This is a genomic window from Zhouia amylolytica, assembly GCF_900116365.1.
Taxonomy (GTDB): Bacteria; Bacteroidota; Bacteroidia; order Flavobacteriales; family Flavobacteriaceae; genus Zhouia; species Zhouia amylolytica.
On sequence record NZ_FPAG01000001.1, the window covers coordinates 518,226 to 539,213 of the forward strand.

A 20,988-nucleotide genomic window follows, 5' to 3' on the forward strand; every position below is an offset into this window, starting at 1 on the left:
TTTATTTCTTATGTAATAATCGGGTTAGTTTAATACTAAGATCCGTAAAAATAATCTTGGCATTACCATTCCTCTCAATATGATAGGCCGCATCTTGTATTTCCTTCGAAATCTCAACGATGTTACTTCCATTTACAAAAGGGGCAAACTTCTCCAGTTTAAAGCCTTCAGTTTCCATTTCCATATACACCAATGAATCGGCCTTATAGTTCAATAACAAGGCTTGTCTGAATACATCGAGGCAATAACCCAGAAATTTCTTTTGGGTTTCCCGACCCGTTTTGGCAACCTCCTCACTCCAGTTTATAAGATCGTGAATTACCTTCTTATTTCCCTTAGCACGAAATGCACTCCTTACCCAGGCTACAAACCAACGTTCAAAGACTAAATCTTCAGAATCCCTGTTCATTAGATCAATAGCCTTGTTAAAGTTACCGTTGGCGCGGTGTGCAATTTTAACGGCCTCATTACTATTCATATTCCTACGTTCCAGTGCTTCAACAATATCCTTCTCTGCCAATGGTGGAAAATGCAATATTTGGCAACGAGATTTAATGGTTTGTATAATCTGCTCCTCATCCTCAGCAATCAGTAAAAAAACCGTTTTATTAGGTGGTTCTTCAATAAGTTTTAATAGCTTATTAGAAGCAGATGTATTCAACTTATCCGCCATCCAGATAATCATCACCTTATAACCTCCTTCAAATGACTTGAGAGAAAGTGATTTTACAATATCCTGCGCTTCATCAACACCTATTTGACCTTGCTTATTTTCAATTCCCAACACCTGATACCAATCAAATAAATTACCATAGGGCTGTTCTTTTACAAAAGATCGCCACTCCTCCAGAAAATGACTACTTACCGGATGTTGCTTTATCTTGCTGGTGGTTGCCACCGGAAACGCAAAATGTAGATCAGGATGGGTTAACGCATTAAACTTAGCATTACACGCAGCATTTCCACTGTCATTTTCTCCATCCTTATTACCGCATAAAATATATTGAGCATAGGCAATTGCCAAGGGTAAGGTTCCGGAACCTTCCGGACCTATAAACAATTGGGCGTGAGGAATACGACCATTATCAGCACTGAACACTAAATGCTTTTTAATATGAGACTGTCCTAATATTTCAGAAAATAACATGTAATATTGATAAACTAGAATACAGCAAAGATGAAGAATTTTATAAGAATAGAATAATGCTATAAAACTTTTTGAAAACGATTTCGGTCCATAAAATGTATTAACCAGTTGTTTATTACAACAAATAACCCCAATATTTAACGATTTATAAAGAATTCTAATTTCTCTACAAACAATAAATAACTACCTTTGGGCTTCAATAACATTATGTGTATGAAGACAATTGACAATTTTAACTTTTCAGGTAAAAAGGCTCTTATAAGAGTAGATTTTAATGTTCCTTTAAATGCTGATTTTAATGTAACGGATACCACTAGAATAGAAGCAGCTAAACCTACAATCATAAAGGTTTTAGAAGATGGCGGAAGCGCTGTTTTAATGAGTCATTTAGGACGTCCGAAAGGACAGGTAAACCCGGATATGTCTATGACCCATATCGTTAACACTGTTTCTGAAATTCTGGGTGTAAAAGTAAAATTTGTTGAAGATTGTGTTGGGCAAAAAGCTGAAGAAGCACTTGCTAATCTAAAATCAGGTGAAATCCTATTGTTGGAAAACCTGCGTTTTCATGCTGAAGAAGAAAAAGGCGATAAAGAATTTGCCGCTCAACTTTCGAAACTAGGTGATATTTATATTAACGATGCCTTCGGAACAGCACACAGAGCACACGCATCTACTGCTATTATAGCTCAGTTTTTTGATGATAATAAATGCTTTGGATATCTAATGGCTAAGGAAATAGAAGCTATCGACAAGGTATTACAAAGTGGTGAGAAACCAATTACAGCTATTCTTGGAGGTGCAAAAGTATCTTCGAAAATTACCATTATAGAAAACATTTTAGATAAGGTAGATCATTTAATAATCGGCGGTGGTATGACCTATACTTTCGTGAAAGCTCAGGGAGGTAAAATCGGTGATTCTATTTGTGAAGATGATAAACAAGAACTTGCCTTAAACATATTAGCTGAAGCAAAAAAGAAAGGGGTAGAAGTACATATTCCTGTCGATGTAATTGCTGCAGATGACTTTAGTAATACCGCCAACACTCAAACGGTAGACGTAGATAAAATCCCGGATGGATGGCAAGGACTAGATGCCGGTCCACTTACCCTGGAAAACTTTAAAAAGGTTATCTATCAATCGAAAACTATTCTTTGGAATGGTCCTGTAGGAGTATTTGAGATGGAAAACTTTTCTAAAGGGACAATCGCCATTGGTAATTTTATAGACGAAGCCACAAAGAATGGAGCTTTTTCATTAGTTGGTGGAGGAGATTCAGTTGCTGCAGTTAAACAATTTGGTTTTGAAGATAAAGTAAGTTATGTATCTACCGGTGGTGGGGCCATGCTTGAAAGTTTAGAAGGTAAAAAATTACCTGGTATAGCGGCTATTCTAGATTAAGGATACCACAAATTCGTATAAAAAAAGCGATATCAAATCTGATATCGCTTTTTTATTAAAGCCACTATAAAGGCTACTTTACGTGTATTTTAACATTTCTAAACGGTTAAATAACCAAAAAAATACGATTTTTGGCGAATTCGTGTTATTTTCTAAATAAATTAATTTGATGATGAAAAGGATTTTGATACTGATAACCTTCATTGTTCCGTTTTTAACGGCTGCTCAGCAACCTGCAAAACCAGAACAATCGAACGATTCAATCATAAAGAATCAGCAAGAAATTACCATCGAAACTTCAAAAGATTCTATTTCTAACGATCTCAAAAAACTATTAAAAGCAGAAGGTCGATACAATCTCAAAGATAATGAGATGGCAGCTAAATATGATAGTTTGTGGTTACAGGAACTCTATGAGTCTGAACTTTTTGACACCCTTTATAACGACATAACAAGTTTAGATTATGAAGAGGTAGAATATCAGGAGCTTCCTACCGATACCCTTAAAAAGCGATTAGAGAAATTAAATCAAAAAACACCATTTAATGTTGCGTATAATCCATCATTAGAAAGTGTTATTAAAATGTTCCTGAAAAACAGGAGGGGCTTCGTTCAACGAATGATCAATAAAAGTAGTTTCTACTTTCCAATGTTCGAAGAAGAATTAGATCGTAATGATATTCCGTTAGAAATGAAATATCTGGCAGTTATAGAATCAGCATTGAATCCTAAAGCCAGATCCAGGGTTGGTGCAACAGGTCTATGGCAATTTATGTTTCAAACGGGTAGAATGTATGGCTTAGAAGTTAATAGCTATGTAGATGAAAGAAGAGATCCTATTCAATCGACCCAGGCAGCTTCTAAATATCTGTCAAAACTGTATGATATCTTTGGTGACTGGGACCTGGCACTGGCAGCATATAATTCAGGTCCGGGTAATGTATCCAAGGCGATAAGACGAAGTGGTGGTTACGAAAATTATTGGAATCTACGACCATTTTTACCAAGAGAGACCGCCGGATATGTTCCTGCATTTTTAACTATGATGTATATTTTTGAATATGCTGAAGAACATGGCTTTAAAACAGATCCAAGAGGAGAGGTAGCCTACTTTGAAACCGATACGATTCAGGTTAAAAAAATGATCACCTTTGATCAGATTTCAGAACTGATAAACATAGATGTTGAAGAAGTTCAATTCTTCAATCCCTCATATAAAATAGATGTTATTCCTTATATCGAAGACGAGGTACATATCTTAAGACTGCCTAATAAGGATATTGGCAGATTTGTAGCCAATGAAGCTGCTATCTATAAACATATTGATGAAGAACTAGCCAAAAAAGAGAAACCGCTTCCTCAACTCTTTAAAATGGATTCTCAGGTTACTCACAGAGTAAGAAGTGGAGATGTATTAGGTAAAATAGCCGAACGTTACGGCGTACGGGTTAGTGATATAAAAAGATGGAATGGCCTTAGAGGTAATACCATACGAATTGGTCAACGTTTAAAAATTTATCCTAAAAAACCTGTAGCAGTTAAGAAGTCATCTGGCAGCTCAAGTACTGTAAACACTAAGGGTTTAAAAGAATACGTGGTTCGAAGTGGTGACACACTATGGGGTATTGCAAATAAATTTCCTGGAATTTCTGTTAAAAACTTACAAGAATGGAACGATATTAGCGGTAGAAGTTTAAAACCTGGCATGAAAATTAAATTATGCAAATGTTAGAAACACAGCTAAATCAAAAATAAAATGAAAAAAATTCTTGTTTTAATAACCCTTGGTGTGCTTATTTTCTCTTGTCAAGAGAAGGATTCGAAAAGAGTTTTACCTAATTCAGTAGGTGCTATAAATACACTATCTGTGGTTATCGACAATAACCTTTGGAATGGTAAGGTAGGGGATGAGATCAGAGATCATTTTGCTGCACCGGTAGATGGATTACCTTGGGAAGAGCCACTTTTTACCATTCATCAGATGCCTCCTGAAGTCTTTACCGATTTTGCTCGTAATAGTCGTAACATTCTTTATGTAGCTCAAGATTCTTCTAATGTAGCAGCTATTAAAGACGATGTATACGCAAGACCACAAAAGGTAGCCTTTATTAAAGGAAGTACAGCAGAAAGCCTGATAGAAGCTATCAAGGCCAATTCTGATGAAATTATAAGTACCTTCAAAAAACACGACATTAAAGAAACTCAAAACAGGTTTAAACTGTCCCTGAATAAGGAGAATGAATTAAAGAATAAGTTAGGAGTTTCATTAACGATGCCTTCTGTTTATAAGATCGTAAAAGAAGATCATAATTTCTTTTGGATCGAAAGACAAATTCCGAAAGGAACCATGAACATTATCGTTTATGAAATGCCTAAAGATTATTATCCCACAGATAGTACCCGTGTAGATCAAATTATTAAAATGAGAGATTCTATCGGTAAAAAATATGTTCCTGGAAGAAATCCGGAAACGATGTGGATGGTAACTGAGAAAGCCTATGCGCCTTATATCTTTGATTCCAATATTAATGGATACGAAGCCATTGAAACAAAAGGTATGTGGGAGGTTAAAAACTTCTTTATGGCAGGTCCGTTTATAAATTATATCGTTAAGGATCCTATTAACGACCGTACATTGGTTCTTGAAGGATTTACCTTTGCCCCTTCAACCGATAAACGCGATTATATGTTTCAGTTAGAATCCATACTGAAAACACTTAAAATAGAAAAGAAGAATACTATATAAACAAAAAAAACCTCGCTAATAGCGAGGTTTTTTTTTATTGATAACTTATTTCTTTTCTTCAATCTGGTTATCTTCATCTTCATTTTTAGTGGCATCTTTAAATTCTTTTATACCACTACCAAGGCCTCTCATTAATTCTGGTATTTTCTTTCCACCAAATAATAATAGCACTAGAACAACGATAATTGCAATTTGCCATGGGCCAATCATTCCTAGAAAAATATGTAATCCAAACATTTGATTCTTAATTTTATTGAAACAAAGGTAATAAGAAAACTTTAATACCCACGTTATTTCATAAGTTTATATTATAAATATTCCAATTAAAAGTGTGATGAAATTCACTTATATAAAAGAAACTACACTACAAACATAACTTCAATTTATAGGGATTTCAGAATATTTTAGGATAAATAAAAAGTTTAAAAAACTATATTTGTTTTTCCATGGAGAAAAAGAAAAGTAAAAGAAAGCAATTAAAGAAAAAGTTACTGCATAAATACAGGTTAGTAGTTTTAAATGAAGATACGTTCGAAGAACGCTTTTCTCTTAAACTCAACAGGCTCAATGTATTTGTAATAGGCACCCTATTCGCTATTTTCCTCATTGCTATTACTACGGTACTTATTGCTTTTACTCCATTGAGGGAATACATCCCGGGATATGCCTCTACCGCACTTAAGCAGAAAGCCACCAGACTAGCCTATGAAGTAGATTCACTGGAAACTAAATTAGCAACTAATGAATTGTATTTTGATAGAATTCAACAGGTTTTAAGAGGTGATATCAAAATGGAAAAGATGGATAAAGATTCCCTCTTTGACGAATTTAAGAAGGATACTGCCCAGTTAAATCTACTTCCTAATAAACAAGATTCTTTACTACGTGCCGAAGTAGCACATGAAGACAAATACAATGTCTTTGAAACAGCATCATCCAGCATGGATTTTGTGTTGTTTCCCCCTATAAAAGGAACCATTACCAATACCTACAACGCAAAAGAAAAGCATTTTGCTGTAGATATTGTTGCCCCCGAGGGAAGTCCTGTTAAATCGGTTGCAGATGGTACGGTAATATTTTCTGAATGGACTGCAGAAACAGGACATGTCATAATCATTGAACATGGTTATGGCCTTATATCTGTCTATAAACACAACGCTTCATTAACTAAAAAGCAAGGAGATTTAGTTAAATCAGGTGAAGTCATTGCCAATGTTGGCAATACCGGAGAACTCACTACCGGTCCGCATTTACATTTTGAATTGTGGAGTGAGGGTAACCCGGTAAACCCAGAAGAGTATATTGATTTTGAATAAATACCTATGTCGATAAAAGCATTTGCTGCGAGAATATTTGCCAGAAACGTTTATAAAAAAATACAAAAATGGGCTCAACATCCCGTTGAAGCTCAGGAAAAGGTATTTCAGGAATTAATAGCCAGTGCTGCAGGGACAGCTTTTGGTAAAGATCATGACTTTATAAGTATTAACAATCATGAAGACTTTCTTCAGCGCGTTCCTGTAAGAGACTACGAAGCTTTAAGATCGTATGTTGATAAAGTTGTAGAAGGGAAAGAAGATATTCTTTGGCCTGGTAAACCCCTCTATTTTGCCAAAACCTCAGGAACCACCTCCGGAGCTAAATACATTCCAATTACAAAAGCATCCATGCCATATCATATAGAAGCAGCCAGAAATGCTATTCTATGTTACATTCATGAAACTAAAAATGCAGCTTTTGTCGATGGTAAAATGATCTTTTTACAAGGAAGTCCGGTTCTTAATGAAAAGCATGGTATAAAACTCGGTCGCCTTTCAGGAATCGTGGCACATTATATTCCGAAGTATCTCCAAAAAAACAGAATGCCCACTTGGGAAACCAATTGTATTGAGGATTGGGAAACAAAAGTAGATGCCATTGTAGAAGAAACCATAAAGGAAGATATGACTGTGATTAGCGGTATACCTTCATGGGTACAAATGTATTTTGAACGCTTACATGATAAAACCAATAAAAAAGTAGGTGATATTTTTAAAAACTTTCAGTTGTTTATTTACGGCGGTGTTAATTACGAACCCTACAGATCTAAATTTGAAAATCTTATTGGCAGAAAAGTAGATAGTATTGAATTATTTCCGGCAAGTGAAGGATTTTTTGCATATCAGGATTCACAAAAAGAAAACGGTATGCTGCTACTTTTGGATGCCGGTATTTTTTATGAATTTGTAAAAGCCGATGAATTCTTTGATGAGAATCCAAAACGTCTTACCATTAAAGATGTTGAGGTTGGTGTTAATTATGTAATGATCATCTCTACAAATGCCGGACTCTGGGCATACAATCTCGGAGATACTATTCAATTCACTTCGACAGACCCATATCGCATTATCGTTAGCGGACGTATTAAACACTTTATTTCTGCCTTCGGTGAACATGTTATCGCCAAGGAAGTAGAAGAGGCCTTAAATGAAGCGATAAAAGCTTCTAATGCCTCAATAAATGAATTTACGGTGGCACCTCAAATCAATCCGGAAGGTGATGAATTACCCTACCATGAATGGTTTATCGAATTTGAAGAAGAACCTCAGGATCTCGCATCCTTTGCTCAAACAATAGATGCGTCATTACAACAACAAAATAGTTATTATTACGATCTAATTCAAGGTAAGATATTGCAAACCTTAAAAATAAGTAAAATCGAAAATGGCGGTTTTACCTCGTATATGAAATCAATAGGTAAACTCGGAGGACAAAATAAAATTCAAAGGTTATCTAACGATCGAAAATTAGCAGAAGGTTTAAAAGGTTTTGTTATTCGCTAAACCTCTTCAATAACCGAAGTCCCTTCAGATAAATCGCCCGAAGTCCACTGCCAGGTCTCATGAAGCCTTATTTTTCCATTAGGCATTATTTCAGGTATTGAATGGCATTGACCAGTCAGTAATTCACCCTGTTTATTTATCTGATGATACTTCATGGTGATACTACTATCCTCATGTACAATTCCCAATAAATGTCCATAAACAATACGACCTCCTTTATAAACAGAAGTTAAAATATTGCCCTCTTGCTGATAACGAAATTCAGTTTCAGAAGAGGTTTCGCCGTTATCGGAATTACGAACAGTTTTAAAAATTTTATTATGGTAGTTAATCATCGGTTTCGTATGTCTTCTATAGCATCCTTGAGTTTTTCCTTTTCATTCGGAAAGAAACCCTGAATGATTAAAGCAAATCCAAAAAACATCAAGACAATACTAATCACCCGTTTAATCTTAAATATCCGGTAAGGAGTAAGCTTACTTTTTAATTGCTTAGCAAGTAAAATTTTAATACAGTCAACCAATAAATAGGTCACAAGGATGGTTGCTATAAAAACAAAAATCCTATTTGGATTCATATCCAATTTTGGTCCGAAAACAATAATAACTCCCAACCAAAACCCAAGTACACCAATATTAATAAAATTGAGCACAAAACCTTTTAACGCCAGATTCAGGTAATTCTTTTTGGGTAAGAAATCTTCAAGTTCATCATCCTTAACTCTTCGATAATTACGTCTGTTTCTTATAAAAGAGATAACTCCATAAACCAATAGAATAAGTCCACCGAATATAAACAATGCCGGTTCATCCTTAAGTCGTTCTAAAATTTTATTGGTACTGAAATAAGCAATCAGAATAAAGAATATATCCCCTAATACCACACCAACATCTAAAGCCAAACCAGCTCTGAATCCCTTTAATGCACTGGTTTCTAACAAAACAAAAAATACCGGTCCTATGGTAAATGCTAATAATATACCCCACGGAATGGCAGAAAGAATGTCTTGAGTCATTTAGAAACGGTTAAAAAATGTAATAATTAAGGTTTACATTTTCAAAAATAGTGAGATAAAACAAAAAAATCAGCATATAATATGGAATATGCTGATTTTTTAAAGATATATTTTAACAATATTTATTGTTCTATAATCTTACCTCCGATAAGTTTTTGCTGATCAATTACCTTAGGTTTACCAAATATTCGAATCGTACCTCCGGCCCTAACTTTAGCTTCAACCAATTCAGAAGCCTTTACATAAGCGGTACCTCCTGCATTGACATCTACATCGGTTTGTTCGGTTTGCAAGCGGTCACCCTCGTACTGTCCGCCGGTATTGATACGAACCACCTGATTCTTGGCAGTACCACTGGTTTCAATAATACCACCGGTAATAGATTTTACATTCAGTCGGAGTACTTCGAGTTTCAAATCAATTTCTCCACCTTCCTGTGCTTTTAGCTCTAAAGTTTCCTGTTTAATAAGATCTTTAGAAGTTACAAAGGCATTCTCATTAACATCTACAGTTTCTATTCTTCCTTTGTAATGTACCTCTACAAAAGTTTCAAAACCACTGAATACTTTATCGATCTCCATCCTGATCTTTAACTTTCCACCATTGTTAACAAATACTACTTTATGAACATCATCTCCGGTAACAATAGCCTTATTTTCATCAGATTTAACCAGGTTAACAGAGATCCCATCAAAGGCTTTTATTTCTGAAAACTCACCTAACTCCTTAACAACTTTATCTTGCGCCAAGAGCGTAAAGCTTGATACAAACATGAGTATTGAAAATACTTTCTTCATACGTAAATACATTTTAGATTTAATTGTTAACGATCCTTCCAACAATTATTGTGCCTTTGTGATCCTAAAATCTAAAAATAATCAGCTCAATACTTCTTCTTTCTTTCCTAACAATTCAAAATCGAGATGACGTTTAATCAAATCTGTATTCTTAACAGTCACCATGACTTCATCACCTAACTGATACATATTTTTGGTAACCTCTCCAACAAGCGCGTATTGTTGTTCATCAAAAACATAATAATCGTCCTTTATGTCCCTGATGCGCACCATGCCCTCACATTTATTTTCAATGATTTCTACGTAAATTCCCCATTCGGTAACTCCCGAAATAACACCAATAAAATCCTGATCCTTATGATCTTCCATAAATTTGATCTGCATGTATTTCACAGAGTCACGTTCCGCACTGGCAGCAAGACCTTCCATTTGAGAAGAATGTCTGCATTTTTCCTGATACTCTTCTTCCTTTGCAGATTCACCACCATCCAGATAATGCTGCAATAAACGATGTACCATAACGTCAGGATACCTTCTTATCGGAGATGTAAAGTGGGTATAATAATCAAACGCCAATCCGTAATGACCAATATTCTCAGTGGTATACTCAGCCTTACTCATACTTCGGATAGCAAGGGTATCCACAAGGTTTTGTTCCTTTTTACCCTGCACTTCATCCAATAACTGATTTAAAGAGCTTGTAATGGTTTTTCTACTCTTAAGGTTAACACTATATCCAAAACGAGATATAACGCCATTTAACTGTATTAATTTTTCGTCATCAGGTTCATCATGCACCCTGTAAACAAAAGTCTTTTTTTGTTTACCAATAAATTCAGCTACCCGGCGATTGGCTAATAACATAAACTCTTCAATAAGTTTATTGGCATCCTTAGCTTCCTTAAAGTAAACTCCCATCGGATCGTTTTCTTCATTCAATCGAAATTTAACCTCCACTTTATCAAATGAAATAGCCCCGGCATCCATTCTTCTGTGACGCATAACTTTTGCCAGTTTATCCAAAACCAAAATTGCTTCTGCAATGGTATCGCTAACCTCGTATTCTTTTTCACTTAACGATAATTCCTGAGGAATAGACACAGCATCAGCTTTTCCGGTTTCCTTGTGAAGAATTTTAGGGTTATCAACACCATCCTCAAGTTCATAATTCTCAATAATGTGTTGTGCTTCTTCATAAGCAAAACGCTGATCAGAATAGGTCACGGTTCTTCCAAACCATTGATTTTTAATCCCTGCGTTTTGATCGATTTCAAAGACCGCCGAAAAGGTATACTTTTCTTCATTTGGTCTTAGGGAACAAGCATTATTCGATAATACCTCAGGTAACATCGGTACCACCCTGTCAACCAAATAAACCGAAGTTGCACGATTGTAAGCTTCATCATCCAGTATAGAACCAGGTTGAACATAATGCGATACATCTGCAATATGAATTCCTATTTCATAATTACCATTATCAAGTACCTGAAAAGACAAGGCATCATCAAAATCCTTTGCATCCTTAGGATCGATGGTAAATGTGGTAACCCCACGCATATCGCGCCTTTTCTTAATTTCACTCTCCTGAATAGAAGTATCGAGTTTATTGGCAAAATGTTCTACATCCCCTGGAAATTCATATGGAAGACCATATTCGGCTAGAATCGCATGCATTTCAGTCTGATGCTCTCCTGGCTTTCCAAGAACTTTAATGATTTTACCATATGGCGATTCAGCCTTATCCGGCCAATCGGTAATTTCTACCAACACCTTATCGCCATCTTCTGCTTCGTTAATTTTGTTTTTAGCAACAAAAATATCTGTATACATTCTAAAATCTCCAGGTACGACAAAGGCAAAATTCTTCTGCATTTGTACAATCCCAACAAAGGTCGTTCGCTTTCTGTTGATAACTTTGGTGATCTCACCTTCCAAACGCTTGGATCCTCTTCTTCGTGGAAAAACATATACTTCCACTTCATCGCCATGAAGTGCTTTACTTAAAAGGGATGATGGAATAAAAACGTCCTTTTCCAGGTCGTCGCAAATTACATAAGCATTTCCTCTGCCGGTAATATCTACAATTCCGGTATAATAATTTTGAGAAGGAATAACTTTATATTTTCCTCTTTCAACCTCTTCAATCTTATTTTTAGCTTTTAACTGACCTAAACGTTTAATCAATAAATTTCTTCCGCTGGTATCTTTAATACCCAGTTTAGAAGCTATTTGTTTATAGTTTAGTGGTTGATTTTTGTTCTTTTCAAGTACGGAAAAAATTCCTTTAGTTATTTCTACCTTCCGCTGCTTTTCAGCTCTTTTCTTTCTTTTCGTCATATATAATTTAATAATTGCTGTAAAATACAAATAAAAGATTTGAATCTACAGGCTTTAAAAAAAGTTAAAATTTTATTAAAAAAACTGTAACATTATGGATTTATCTTCGTCTATAAAGTACAAAGTCTTAGAATCTGTGAAACGAGTTTATAAAATAATCATATTTTTTGCCTCCATTTTTATAATGGGTTTAATCTCTTTTACAGTATACATCAACTACTCTTTAGAGAAAAAGGAGGTCTTACATGCAGTAGACAGTAGCAAAACTAAGCAAAAAGATCATATCAGAACCATTTACAAGTATTAATTTTCTGTAAGCTTCCTGGTTTCCTATCCGGAAAATCGCTATTTAACAACCATTAATTGTTCTAAATTTAATATTCGATCTTAAACATCGTACAATCCATAAAGTACTTGAATTCAAGCGAATCAAATAATTTTCCTGAATATCAAATTAATATTAAAAAGTTCTTGGTATCTTTATTATAAGCCCAAAAAACAGGTGCTTATGAAAAATTTCATTACCGTAGCTACATTTACCTATCCTCACGAATACATCGTTTTAAAATCTGTATTAACCGAAGAGGAAGTACCCTTTTTTTTTGAGAATGAAACCATTGTTTCCGTATCTCCCTTCTATTCATTCGCCCTCGGAGGCATTAAATTAAAAGTACACAAGGCATACGTAGATTTCGTAAAGGAAATCATAAACGATTTAAATCAACCTAACTCACATCTAAAACTAGTTTAACCTTATTCACATTTTAAACATTATACATTATATACTTTTTCTTTTTTTAAAAATTTTAAATCTATTATGATTGTTATTATTGCTTGTGAATATGTAGAAAAACTTTTCGTTGATTTTCTTTTTTGTTGAAGTTATGGAGCGTTATAAACAGTAATTAACAATTCTATTTGGCGTTAAATAATTGTAAATAAGACAGTTTTTATATTTAATTAACAACCGTTGATAATTGTTAACTGGATTTAAATTTTAATAAATCGACTGTTAATTTATGTTGATAACTGTTGAATTCGGTATTGATAAAAAAGAAACAAATCCAAAAAACTTTAGTTGCACAATTCAATTAAAAAATCATTATTCGATTATAATTGTATTCACCAAATTTTTAATTCCTTTTTTAAGCATTAGTTATTAACGATTGTGTTAATAAAGAACCTCTTTATTTATAAGGCTTTTACCTTTTGAATAAACACCATTGTTAATAACTGTTTAATTACGATATAAACCCTTTAAATACAATACATTATCGTGTTGAATACCTCGATTATTAGGTAATCCACCTTATAATTATATTGTTTAGGTTTAAAAATAGGAAGGAAAATAATTTTATTTTCATCTTAACGATTCTAAACTAGGCTATTTACTACCTTTGTACCAGTTTAAACAACACAATTATAACAAATGAAAATTGCAATAGGAAACGATCACGCTGGTACAGATTATAAATTTGCCATCGTTGAGTATTTAAAATCTAAAGGGATAGAAGTAACCAACTATGGAACTGATGAGACTTCTAGTGTTGATTATCCTGACTTTGTTCATCCCGTAGCTAATGATGTAGAGAATAACAAAGCTGATTTTGGTATTTTAGTATGTGGAAGTGCTAATGGGGTAGCGATGACTGCTAATAAACATCAGGGAATCAGAGCTGGTCTTTCCTGGAATAAGGAAATAGCGGAGTTAACCAGAGCTCACAATAATGCTAATATCTTATGTATTCCTGCAAGATTTACGGCGATTCCACAAGCTATTGAAATTGTTGAAACCTTTTTAAATACTGAATTTGAAGGTGGAAGACATCAAAACCGAATTAATAAGATACCTATGGGTTGCTAAATTAAATGGGGAAGGTAAATCATCAATCGCATCAACATAACGCAATAAGTGGTAAAAACCTTTTAATATCTATCATATTAAATATAGTAATTACCCTTTCTCAGGTTATTGGTGGTTTTATCTCCGGTAGTTTAGCATTACTTTCAGATGCCTTACATAATTTTACCGATGTTGTTTCGCTGGTCATTAGTTATATAGCGAATCGACTTTCAAAACAAAAGGCATCTACCCATCGTACTTTTGGATATAAGAGAGCAGAAATAATAGCTGCGTTTATAAATGGCGTTACCTTAGTGGTAATCGCCATTTTACTTATTATAGAATCTGTAAAAAGGTTTTTAGAACCCCACGAAATTGCTTCAGAATTAGTTATTTGGTTATCCCTTTTGGGGATTATAGCGAATGGCTTAAGTGTTTTTATTCTCAAGAAAGACGCTGATAAAAACATCAATATGCGTTCGGCATATTTACACTTATTAACAGATATGTTAGCAAGTGTTGCTGTATTCATTGGCGGATTATTAATGAAGTATTATCAGGTATATTGGGTAGATAGTCTTCTCACCTTTATAATTGCTGTGTACCTGGTTTATGTGGGTTTTGACCTTTTAAAAGAATCTACAAAAATGTTAATGCTTTTTACGCCTGATAGTGTAGATGTAAAAGCGGTGGCACGAGCTGTTCATCAAATACCAAAAGTTAATAAATTACATCATATTCATATCTGGTGTTTAAATGATGATGAAATGCACCTGGAAGCTCATCTTGATTTTAAAGAGAACATAGATCTATATGAATTTAATCATATACTACACCAAATAGAAGAACTTCTTAAAACAGACTTCGGAATTAACCACGTCAATATTCAACCGGAGTTTAAAAAAGACGATCCAAAAGATTTTATTGTTCAAGATTAAAAGTTAAACCGAATGATCGATATCACTGTTAAAACCTATAATGAATTAACTACTAATGAACTGTATGAACTACTTCAGTTAAGAAGTGAAGTTTTTGTGGTAGAACAGGATTGCGTTTATCAGGATATTGATGGTAAAGATCAAAAAGCACTTCATGTATTGGGTATAAAAGATGGAAAGATCGTAGCATATACCCGCCTTTTTAATGCTGGAGATTATTTTGAATTTCCTAGTATCGGACGTGTAGTTGTTAAAGAAACTGAGCGTCAATTCGGCTATGGCCATGATATAATTAAAGCTTCCATAGAAGCGATAAAAAAACACTATCAACAATCCAGAATTAAAATATCAGCGCAAACCTATTTGATTAAATTCTATCAAATGCATGGTTTTGAACCTGTTGGTGAAGAATACCTGGAAGATGGTATTCCTCATGTTGCCATGATCCGTGAATAACTTCAATTTTTATAGCTTATTTTCATTACCCTTCACCCCCATGAATTAAAGTCCTTTCAGGACTTTTTGAGCATATGTTCTTGCCAGAAACAGATTAACATAACTTTACTTTCATTTATTTATTAAAAAACTGAATTCGTAAGACTTCAAAATATTTCATTGGTTAATAATTTTTCAATATATTACTTTTTCTTACATTAAATTAAGATTTAATTAATAATAAAATTGTTTATTTGTAAAAATAGATACATGTTTTTTTTATATTAGTAAACTATGAATTAATCTTCCAGATATGCGATCTCTTGATGAAACAAAGAATGCGGTTAAAACAGATCCAATAAAAGGAGATACCTTGTTTGATACCTTATATGAACTTCACGCATCAAAGCTGTTTGAAATTATAAGACAGTATGTGGTTTCTAAAGAGGACGCCGAAGAACTTTTACAAGACGTTTTTTTAAAGGTTTGGAAAAATAAAAATTCACTAGACTTTACTAATAATGTAACAGGGTACTTATACAGAATAACCCGTAATACTTGTCTTGATTATTTAAGAGCAAAAAAGAATAGACTATCTGTTGAATCTAATACACTGCAACAAATACACCTTTTAAACTATCATGCATTATCGAACGATACCGCATCTGGTATTATAGAAAGAGAACTTCAAAAACAAGTGGAAAAAAGTCTGGAACAACTTCCTGATAAATGTAAAACTGTCTTTATTAAAAGCAGGTTCGAAGGAAAGAAACACAAAGAAATTTCAGAAGAACTGCAAATTGCTCCAAAGACCGTAGAAAACCACATTACCAAGGTATTGAAGCATTTAAGAACTACCCTGTCAGAGTACTTTAATTAATAAAAACAGATTTTTATTTGGGGGGTAGTAAACTCTTTTCTCGTATATAATAGTAAAGGGTTTCTTGAATGAATAAAAAAACAATTTTAAAACTTATTAAAAATGAACTTCCTGAAAAAAAGGAAAAGGAAGTTATTGCATGGTTGTTTAAAAACCCAAAAAGGCAAAGACAATATGAATTGTTAAAAGCAAAGCATATTGCTCAATCCTTAAGTACTGACCCAGGTACTTCATCTCCCAAAAGAAAATCTTTCACTAAGAATGTTTATAAGTATGCCATTGTTTTATTAGCTATTATAACCTCCTCTGTGGTTTATTGGAACTATAAATCTGACATACTGCCAATTGAAAATTCGAATGCAAAAATTCAGATAATTGCAGAGAAAGGTGAAAAGAAAGAATTCTATTTATCCGATAGCACCAAAGTTATTCTCAACAGCAATAGTTCCCTAACCTATCAAAAACATTTTGAAGGCTCTAAACGCAAGGTAATTCTAGAAGGAGAAGCCTTTTTTGATGTAACAGAGAATAAAGAAAAACCTTTTATTGTTTATACCACCAGCGGAATGAAAATAAAGGTTTTAGGTACTAGCTTTAATATAAAATCATATAGGGAAGATCAATATATAGAAACCACCTTAGTGGAAGGGAAGGTTAAGATTATAGAAGATTCTACTTTTAAAACAGTTGAATTAAATCCTTCTCAAAAGGCAACCTATATAAAGACAAAAGATCAAATCATTATTGAAGATGTAGACCCTCATCATTATACCTCCTGGAGAAAAGGAAAACTTATTTATAACGAAACTCCAATGGACCAGGTTTTAAAAGATCTGGAAAGAACCTACGACGTTGTATTCAAAGTACAATCAAGTAAAATTTTAGAACATAAATACAATGGCATTTTCGATAATCTTTCATTGAATCAAATATTAGAATTATTTGAATTATCGTCGCCTATAACCTTTAAAATCAATGATAAAACAGAAATAGAAGTATTAATGAAAAAATAAAAGGCAAGTGTTGCAGCACTTACCTTTTCAGGCTAATTATTTAGTTACAGACAATAAGTAAAACAAACAATTAAAACCCGACCAAAGTTATGAAAAAAAGAAGACTTCTTTTTTCAAAAATCCACATGCTTCGGATTATGAAAATTTATGCCATTTTACTTTGTGTTACGCTTTCTAAAATTTTTGCATCTGAAGCCTTTGCACAGAGCATATCATTAAGTGTCAACAACGAAGAATTAAAAACTGTTCTTTCTTCTATTGAAGAAAAGAGTGGTTACAGTTTTTTCTATAATAGTAGTATTATAGATGTGAAAAAGCGAATTTCAATTTCTGTAGAGAATACGGAGTTAGAAGAAGTAATGAATCTTCTTTTTACAAAAAGTCCTATCGACTATAGTTTTGTTAGAAATCAGATTATTCTGTTTCCAAAGGGTAAACCTGAACTCAAGCAAAAATTCACTGATTTATTAACATCGCGATATTCTGAATTATCAAGCCTGGCTCCACAAAAAATAAACGATCAGATTGTGGCGCGTATGCAACAGTCTATAACAGGTGTGGTAACGGATAGCGAAGGATTACCTTTGGCCGGAGTTACCATTATGGTAAAGGGAACCACCAACGGAACCTCAACAGATTTTAATGGTAAATTTGCTATTAATACTTCTGCATCAAACCCTGTATTGGTCTTTTCATATGTCGGATTTGCTACGCAAGAGGTTGCTGTTAATAACCAGACGGAAATTAATATTAGCCTGGTAGAAAATACTTCAGAATTAGATGAGGTGGTAGTCGTAGGGTATGGTACCAAGAAAAAAATCAACTTAACAGATGCGGTTGCCGATGTAAATATGGATAAGGAAATCGGGGAACGACCTGTAGCATCAGTAAATCAAATGCTTCAGGGAGCCATTGCCAACTTTAATGTTTCTACAAATAGTAGTGGTGGTGAACCCGGATCTACAACCAATTTAAATATTCGTGGTGCAGGAACTTTAACCGGTAACGGAGGTACCCCATACATATTATTAGACGGTGTGCCAATTACCGTGGGTCAAATGAATAGTATCAACCCATATGATGTAGAATCTGTTTCCGTTCTTAAAGATGCAGCTTCAGCTTCTATTTATGGTTCACGTGGTGCATACGGAGTTATATTAATTACCACAAAAAGAGGTAAAGCGGGTAGAATTTCTGTTGAGTATTCAGGTAATATTGCATTTGCATCCCCTACCAGCCTTCCTGAATCAAGTAACAGTTTAGACTTTGCAAGAGCCTATAATGATGCAGCAACAAACGGAGGGGCTACCCCGTTATTTGATGACGAAGAAATACAACGTATTCAGGACTATCTTGCCGGAAATATTACCGATGAAACACAACCAAATGTTTCAGGAACCAACTGGATGTATTATACTGATGGATATGCCAATAATGATTGGTATGATATAATGTACAAAGATTATGCTCCGAGACAGCAGCATAAACTAGGGGTAAATGGAGGAACAGAAAAAACAACGTTCTATCTATCCGGAAACTATTACAATCAATTAGGTAATTTAGAATACGCCGACGACGAGTACGATCGTTATAACTTTACGTTAAACCTCAACACAGAAGCTACCGATTGGTTGCGATTTGATATTTCCTCTAAGTATACTCGTGAACATACCTTATTGCCTAGTGGTGGATTTGGAAATTATGACAAAAACATCATCTATCACCAGATTTCAAGAATGTGGCCGGTTAATCCATTGTACGCTCCTGACGGAACTATTGTAAATAGTGATGTAAAAAGAATCCAGGATTCAGGGAATACAAATAATTATACCAACAACACCATTCTTCAAGGTGCGGTAGAATTAGAGCCTATCACCGACTGGGTAACCAGAATGAGTTATAACTATCATCTTACGAATGCCAATTCCGAACGAATCGAGTTGAGAAATTATATTCCTCTACCAGACGGAACCTCTAACAATGTAGGGTACAATCCGGATGAAATTATTCGTAGTTTCAGTGAAAACACCAATAAGTTATTCAACATCACCACCAACTATAAAAAGTCTATAGGGAATCATAACATAGACCTTTTATTAGGTTATGAACAACGCGAAGTAAAGTATACCGGCTTAACCGGACGTAAATCTGAATTGGTAACTGAAAATGTACCAACGATCAGTACGGCAGTGGGTGATGACATTGCGGACGATGCTTTAAGTCAGTATTCAACAAGAGGTTTCTTCTACAGCCTTTCTTATAACTATAAAGACAAGTTTTTACTTTCAGGTAAAACAAGAATTGATGAAAGTTCATTCTTTAGAGAAGGAAAGCGTCGTGGAGTATTCCCATCGGTTTCTGCCGGTTATGTGATATCTCAGGAAGATTTTTGGTCAAGCATAAAAAATACCGTTAATACCTTAAAGTTCAGAGGATCATGGGGTCAATTAGGAAATCACGATCCGGCTTTAGCTAACAGATTCCAAGAGTTCTTAAATGTTGGAAACGGTTCTTATTTGTTAAACGGAGCCAGACCAAATGTGGTGTATTTAGGTTCTTTGGTAAGCCCAAACCTTACCTGGGAAACCGTTACCAGTATCGATTTTGGTTTAGATGCAGCTTTATTTAACAATAAATTGAACATGACCTTCGACTGGTTTAGCAGAACTACCAGCGATATGATCGGACCGGTAGAAGCATTACCTTCTTTATTAGGAGCTTCTGCACCGCAGGAAAACAATGCTGAATTAAGAACGGAAGGATGGGAATTAAGCCTGAAGTGGAGAGATCAAATCGGACAAGTATCATACCGTATAGGAGTGAACATTGGAGATAACAAAACCAAAGTTGTTTCGTTTAATAACCCTACCAATATCTTTTCTACTTATAGAGAAGGACAAATGTTAGGGGAGATCTGGGGTCATGAAACAGTGGGTTATTTCCAATCAGATGAAGACGTAGCAAATGCAGCAGACCAATCTTACTATTTTTCTACCTGGGGACCTGGTGATATTCAGTATGCCGATCTAAACGGTGACGGAGTAATTAATATTGGTGATAATACCACCGATAATCCTGGCGACAGAAAAATTATAGGTAACAGCACACCTCGTTATAACTACGGTATCAATGCCGGACTTACATGGAAAGGTTTTGACCTGTCTGTATTATTCCAGGGAGTTGGAAAAAGAGACTATATGTTCGGAACAGGAGCTAACCTTTTCTGGGGATTCAGAGGAAACCAGTGGCAGAACTCAATTACCAAAACATCTCTTGATTACTGGACACCGGAAAATACCGATGCATATTACCCGAAACCTTATATGGGAGGTCAACATGTTAAGAACACGCGTTCGCAAACTAAATATTTACAAGACGCATCGTATATAAGATTGAAGAACGTACAATTAAGCTATTCATTACCTACCAGCTTAATTAATGAAATTGGTTTAACAAGAGCACAAGTTTACTTCAGTGGTGAGAACCTGTTTACCATTACTGATTTACACGAGAACTTTGACCCGGAAGCGCTGGGAGGTGCCTGGGGTAATGGTAAGATATATCCATTACAACGTGTATTGTCTTTTGGAGTAAACCTAGGTCTATAAACA

Annotated in this window: 19 protein-coding genes; 13 read left to right on the top strand and 6 right to left on the bottom strand. The window is 34.5% G+C overall.

All coding sequences use genetic code 11. The features are described 5' to 3' along the window. Position 1: 1 nt before the first annotated feature. Positions 2–1,147, bottom strand: a complete 1,146-nt coding sequence (locus BM361_RS02200; RefSeq protein ID WP_074976595.1) for a DNA polymerase III subunit — start codon at positions 1,145–1,147, stop codon at positions 2–4. Between the two features lie 213 nt (positions 1,148–1,360). Here BM361_RS02200 and BM361_RS02205 point away from each other — a divergent pair, with 213 nt between their 5' ends. The 3 genes from BM361_RS02205 (at position 1,361) to BM361_RS02215 (ending at position 5,297) form a co-directional block, all read left to right on the top strand. Then, a complete protein-coding gene (locus BM361_RS02205) occupies positions 1,361–2,551 on the top strand; it encodes a phosphoglycerate kinase (protein ID WP_074976597.1) in 1,191 nt (396 codons plus the stop codon). A 169-nt stretch (positions 2,552–2,720) separates the two neighbouring features. Next, positions 2,721–4,283 carry a LysM peptidoglycan-binding domain-containing protein gene (locus BM361_RS02210; protein ID WP_074976598.1) on the top strand — a complete coding sequence of 521 codons (1,563 nt, stop codon included), beginning with the start codon at positions 2,721–2,723 and terminating at the stop codon, positions 4,281–4,283. A 24-nt stretch (positions 4,284–4,307) separates the two neighbouring features. Then, positions 4,308–5,297, top strand: a complete 990-nt coding sequence (locus tag BM361_RS02215) for a DUF4837 family protein (protein ID WP_074976600.1) — start codon at positions 4,308–4,310, stop codon at positions 5,295–5,297. Positions 5,298–5,342: 45 nt separating this feature from the next. Here the strand turns inward: BM361_RS02215 and BM361_RS02220 are convergent, their stop codons facing one another. Further along, on the bottom strand, positions 5,343–5,534 hold the full coding sequence (locus BM361_RS02220) for a twin-arginine translocase TatA/TatE family subunit (protein WP_038268202.1): 192 nt from the start codon (positions 5,532–5,534) through the stop codon (positions 5,343–5,345). Positions 5,535–5,743: 209 nt separating this feature from the next. On the opposite strand from BM361_RS02220, the gene BM361_RS02225 reads away from it, so the two are divergent. Beyond that, positions 5,744–6,613, top strand: coding sequence for a M23 family metallopeptidase (locus tag BM361_RS02225; protein ID WP_074976601.1), 870 nt, complete (start codon positions 5,744–5,746; stop codon positions 6,611–6,613). A 6-nt stretch (positions 6,614–6,619) separates the two neighbouring features. Further along, a complete protein-coding gene (locus BM361_RS02230; RefSeq protein WP_074976603.1) occupies positions 6,620–8,119 on the top strand; it encodes a GH3 auxin-responsive promoter family protein in 1,500 nt (499 codons plus the stop codon). On the opposite strand, the gene BM361_RS02235 is transcribed toward BM361_RS02230, so the two are convergent. The 4 genes from BM361_RS02235 to BM361_RS02250 form a co-directional block, all read right to left on the bottom strand. Then, positions 8,116–8,454: an avidin-fold protein gene (locus BM361_RS02235; RefSeq protein WP_074976604.1), complete on the bottom strand. Its 339-nt coding sequence runs from the start codon at positions 8,452–8,454 to the stop codon at positions 8,116–8,118. The two genes, BM361_RS02230 and BM361_RS02235, sit on opposite strands and share 4 nt — an antisense overlap. Next, positions 8,451–9,134, bottom strand: a complete 684-nt coding sequence (locus tag BM361_RS02240; protein WP_038268190.1) for a LysE family translocator — start codon at positions 9,132–9,134, stop codon at positions 8,451–8,453. The genes BM361_RS02235 and BM361_RS02240 overlap by 4 nt, the downstream gene beginning before the upstream one ends. A 122-nt stretch (positions 9,135–9,256) precedes the next feature. After that, the gene (locus tag BM361_RS02245; protein ID WP_038268187.1) at positions 9,257–9,931 is read right to left on the bottom strand and encodes a head GIN domain-containing protein; all 675 of its coding nucleotides are present in this window, start codon (positions 9,929–9,931) and stop codon (positions 9,257–9,259) included. An 81-nt stretch (positions 9,932–10,012) separates the two neighbouring features. Beyond that, on the bottom strand, positions 10,013–12,268 hold the full coding sequence (locus BM361_RS02250; RefSeq protein WP_074976605.1) for a ribonuclease R family protein: 2,256 nt from the start codon (positions 12,266–12,268) through the stop codon (positions 10,013–10,015). Between the two features lie 94 nt (positions 12,269–12,362). On the opposite strand from BM361_RS02250, the gene BM361_RS16920 reads away from it, so the two are divergent. From BM361_RS16920 to BM361_RS02295, 8 genes are all read left to right on the top strand, one after another. Beyond that, complete coding sequence (locus BM361_RS16920) at positions 12,363–12,575, top strand: hypothetical protein (RefSeq protein ID WP_038268181.1); 213 nt, start codon at positions 12,363–12,365, stop codon at positions 12,573–12,575. 201 nt (positions 12,576–12,776) lie between these two features. Beyond that, on the top strand, positions 12,777–13,019 hold the full coding sequence (locus BM361_RS02260; RefSeq protein WP_038268178.1) for a hypothetical protein: 243 nt from the start codon (positions 12,777–12,779) through the stop codon (positions 13,017–13,019). A 678-nt stretch (positions 13,020–13,697) separates the two neighbouring features. Then, the gene (gene rpiB / locus BM361_RS02265) at positions 13,698–14,132 is read left to right on the top strand and encodes a ribose 5-phosphate isomerase B (RefSeq protein ID WP_038268175.1); all 435 of its coding nucleotides are present in this window, start codon (positions 13,698–13,700) and stop codon (positions 14,130–14,132) included. Between the two features lie 5 nt (positions 14,133–14,137). Beyond that, a complete protein-coding gene (locus BM361_RS02270; protein WP_038268171.1) occupies positions 14,138–15,049 on the top strand; it encodes a cation diffusion facilitator family transporter in 912 nt (303 codons plus the stop codon). Between the two features lie 12 nt (positions 15,050–15,061). Next, entirely contained in the window at positions 15,062–15,505 is a 444-nt protein-coding gene (locus BM361_RS02275) for a GNAT family N-acetyltransferase (RefSeq protein ID WP_038268168.1), read from the top strand. 292 nt (positions 15,506–15,797) lie between these two features. Next, positions 15,798–16,364 carry an RNA polymerase sigma-70 factor gene (locus tag BM361_RS02280; RefSeq protein WP_051413588.1) on the top strand — a complete coding sequence of 189 codons (567 nt, stop codon included), beginning with the start codon at positions 15,798–15,800 and terminating at the stop codon, positions 16,362–16,364. Positions 16,365–16,432: 68 nt separating this feature from the next. After that, on the top strand, positions 16,433–17,377 hold the full coding sequence (locus tag BM361_RS02285; RefSeq protein WP_074976607.1) for a FecR family protein: 945 nt from the start codon (positions 16,433–16,435) through the stop codon (positions 17,375–17,377). An 89-nt stretch (positions 17,378–17,466) separates the two neighbouring features. After that, positions 17,467–20,985: a TonB-dependent receptor gene (locus BM361_RS02295; RefSeq protein ID WP_083425838.1), complete on the top strand. Its 3,519-nt coding sequence runs from the start codon at positions 17,467–17,469 to the stop codon at positions 20,983–20,985. The last annotated feature ends 3 nt before the right edge of the window (positions 20,986–20,988 follow it).

Excerpts from the sequence above, each read along its gene's own strand:
- BM361_RS02200 (WP_074976595.1), bottom strand. The coding sequence starts at position 1,147 with ATGTTATTTTCTGAAATATTAGGACAGTCTCATATTAAAAAGCATTTA.
- BM361_RS02205 (WP_074976597.1), top strand. The coding sequence starts at position 1,361 with ATGAAGACAATTGACAATTTTAACTTTTCAGGTAAAAAGGCTCTTATA.
- BM361_RS02210 (WP_074976598.1), top strand. The coding sequence starts at position 2,721 with ATGATGAAAAGGATTTTGATACTGATAACCTTCATTGTTCCGTTTTTA.
- BM361_RS02215 (WP_074976600.1), top strand. The coding sequence starts at position 4,308 with ATGAAAAAAATTCTTGTTTTAATAACCCTTGGTGTGCTTATTTTCTCT.
- BM361_RS02220 (WP_038268202.1), bottom strand. The coding sequence starts at position 5,534 with ATGTTTGGATTACATATTTTTCTAGGAATGATTGGCCCATGGCAAATT.
- BM361_RS02225 (WP_074976601.1), top strand. The coding sequence starts at position 5,744 with ATGGAGAAAAAGAAAAGTAAAAGAAAGCAATTAAAGAAAAAGTTACTG.
- BM361_RS02230 (WP_074976603.1), top strand. The coding sequence starts at position 6,620 with ATGTCGATAAAAGCATTTGCTGCGAGAATATTTGCCAGAAACGTTTAT.
- BM361_RS02235 (WP_074976604.1), bottom strand. The coding sequence starts at position 8,454 with ATGATTAACTACCATAATAAAATTTTTAAAACTGTTCGTAATTCCGAT.
- BM361_RS02240 (WP_038268190.1), bottom strand. The coding sequence starts at position 9,134 with ATGACTCAAGACATTCTTTCTGCCATTCCGTGGGGTATATTATTAGCA.
- BM361_RS02245 (WP_038268187.1), bottom strand. The coding sequence starts at position 9,931 with ATGAAGAAAGTATTTTCAATACTCATGTTTGTATCAAGCTTTACGCTC.
- BM361_RS02250 (WP_074976605.1), bottom strand. The coding sequence starts at position 12,268 with ATGACGAAAAGAAAGAAAAGAGCTGAAAAGCAGCGGAAGGTAGAAATA.
- BM361_RS16920 (WP_038268181.1), top strand. The coding sequence starts at position 12,363 with ATGGATTTATCTTCGTCTATAAAGTACAAAGTCTTAGAATCTGTGAAA.
- BM361_RS02260 (WP_038268178.1), top strand. The coding sequence starts at position 12,777 with ATGAAAAATTTCATTACCGTAGCTACATTTACCTATCCTCACGAATAC.
- rpiB (WP_038268175.1), top strand. The coding sequence starts at position 13,698 with ATGAAAATTGCAATAGGAAACGATCACGCTGGTACAGATTATAAATTT.
- BM361_RS02270 (WP_038268171.1), top strand. The coding sequence starts at position 14,138 with ATGGGGAAGGTAAATCATCAATCGCATCAACATAACGCAATAAGTGGT.
- BM361_RS02275 (WP_038268168.1), top strand. The coding sequence starts at position 15,062 with ATGATCGATATCACTGTTAAAACCTATAATGAATTAACTACTAATGAA.
- BM361_RS02280 (WP_051413588.1), top strand. The coding sequence starts at position 15,798 with ATGCGATCTCTTGATGAAACAAAGAATGCGGTTAAAACAGATCCAATA.
- BM361_RS02285 (WP_074976607.1), top strand. The coding sequence starts at position 16,433 with ATGAATAAAAAAACAATTTTAAAACTTATTAAAAATGAACTTCCTGAA.
- BM361_RS02295 (WP_083425838.1), top strand. The coding sequence starts at position 17,467 with ATGAAAAAAAGAAGACTTCTTTTTTCAAAAATCCACATGCTTCGGATT.